Source organism: Streptomyces sp. NPDC059679 (assembly GCF_042734105.1).
In the GTDB taxonomy this organism is placed as follows: Bacteria; Actinomycetota; Actinomycetes; order Streptomycetales; family Streptomycetaceae; genus Streptomyces.
Genome location: NZ_JBHWES010000191.1, coordinates 1 through 1761, shown reverse-complemented (window position 1 = coordinate 1761; position 1761 = coordinate 1). Strand labels below are relative to the sequence as shown.

Here is a 1761-nt window from a genome sequence, read left to right as displayed (position 1 = left end):
TATTCCCACCTCGCGGCCACGGGACTTGGTGTTGGAATTTTCGGAACCTGCCTGCAGGGGGGGGGGGCGGGGCCGGGGCTGGGGCGGCCCCGCCCGGGGTGGGACGGATCAGGCGTTCGCGGCGGCCACGCGGCCGGCGAAGCCGTAGCCCGCCTCGTCGACGGTCTTGGCGAGCAGCTGGTCGAACGCCGCATCGGGCTTGGTGGCGGTCGTCACGGTCACCAGTCCGGTGCCGATCTCGACCTCGACGTCCTTGACGTCGTCCAGCGCACCGACGGCCTTGGCGACGACGCCCTGGCAGTGGGCGCTGCCGACGCCCTCGACCCGGTAGCTGGTCGTGGACGTGGTGTGGCAGCTTCCGCCGGGGGTGCAGCAGTCCGACATGGGTGGTCCTCCGTCATCGATCGGTGGATACCCCAGCAGGGTATCGGTGACGCCTTCATGTATACCCCCCACCCGTATTGGCCACAAGGGCGGCCCGGGGTTGACTTGATACCCCCAGGGGGTAACTTGGGGTGTCGATATGCGGCTCCGCCGCGTGACGTGAAGGCCGCAGGCCGGCGGCCAGGAGACAAGGGATGTGTCATGAAGACCGGACTGCGGATCGCCGCATTCGCCGCCGCGCTCGCCGCCACCTTCGGCACCGCGTACGGCGTGGGCAGCGGAGTCGGCGAGATTTCGCCCGAGCCGGCGAGCGCGGCTCACCAGGGGCATACGGACAGCGCGCGGGGCGAGGGGAGCGAGCACGGCGGAGGAGATGAGCACGGCGGAGAAGACGAGGCCGGAGGCCAGGAGCTCTCCCCGCCCGGGGGCCTGCAGATATCCGAAGGGGGCTACAGCCTCGATCTGAAGACCCCGCGGCTCCAGCCGGGCAAGCGCGCCGATCTGAGCTTCGCCATCGTGCGGGAGGCGACCGGGCGCCCGCTCACCGCGTACGACCGCGAGAACGACAAGGAACTGCACCTGATCGTCGCCTCACGCGACCTGGCGACCTTCCGTCATCTGCACCCGACCCGGGCGGCCGACGGCACCTGGTCCACATCCGTGGCCCTGCCCGAGACCGGCCCGTACCGGGTCTTCGCCGACTTCACGCCCAAGGGTGGGGAAGGGCTCACGCTCGGCACCGACCTGGCCGTGCCCGGAGCGTACGAGCCGGCGAAGCTGCCCGCGAGCGACACCACGGCCCGCGTCGACGGGTACCAGGTCGAGCTGGCCGGCGGCATGACCCCGGGCAAGAGCAGCGAGCTGAGGCTGACCGTCACCAAGGACGGCAAGCCGGTGCGGGACCTCCAGCCCTATCTAGGCGCGTACGGTCACCTGGTCGCCCTGCGCTCCGGGGACCTCGCCTATCTGCACGTCCACCCCGGTGGTGAGCCCGGAGACGGCAGGACGGAGCCCGGCCCCGAGATCTCCTTCATGGCGACGGCACCGAGCGCGGGCGCGTACCGCCTGTTCCTGGATTTCAAGCACCAGGGCCAGGTCCACACCGCGGCCTTTACCGTCCAAGCCGGCCGGAATACCTCAATTGGATGAGGAGGAATTCGGCCGACTGATGTACTCGGATTTCGGCTAAGCGTACGAAGCTGCAGGCCAGGGCGGCTTCCTAGGCTCTGAGGCATGGAAATTCGCGGCCGCGACCCTAAATCGCGCCGCCGTGTTGCCCCTGTCCCCTCCGGAAGAGCTGAAGCCTTGATGCCTGCTGCCCCCCGAGTACGTCCCGCCACCGACCGGACCGGCCGCCGCCGCCAGCGCATGCTGGGC

Annotated in this window: 2 protein-coding genes; one reads left to right on the top strand and one right to left on the bottom strand. The window is 70.0% G+C overall.

Features of this window, described 5'->3' with window-relative positions; genetic code table 11:
- Positions 1-108: 108 nt before the first annotated feature.
- On the bottom strand, positions 109-384 hold the full coding sequence (locus tag ACFV2X_RS55575; protein WP_385631973.1) for a heavy-metal-associated domain-containing protein: 276 nt from the start codon (positions 382-384) through the stop codon (positions 109-111).
- A 201-nt stretch (positions 385-585) separates the two neighbouring features.
- Between ACFV2X_RS55575 and ACFV2X_RS55570 the strand changes: the two genes are divergently transcribed.
- Positions 586-1533 carry a hypothetical protein gene (locus ACFV2X_RS55570; RefSeq protein WP_385631970.1) on the top strand — a complete coding sequence of 316 codons (948 nt, stop codon included), beginning with the start codon at positions 586-588 and terminating at the stop codon, positions 1531-1533.
- Positions 1534-1761 lie beyond the last annotated feature (228 nt).

Excerpts from the sequence above, each read along its gene's own strand:
- ACFV2X_RS55575 (WP_385631973.1), bottom strand. The coding sequence starts at position 384 with ATGTCGGACTGCTGCACCCCCGGCGGAAGCTGCCACACCACGTCCACG.
- ACFV2X_RS55570 (WP_385631970.1), top strand. The coding sequence starts at position 586 with ATGAAGACCGGACTGCGGATCGCCGCATTCGCCGCCGCGCTCGCCGCC.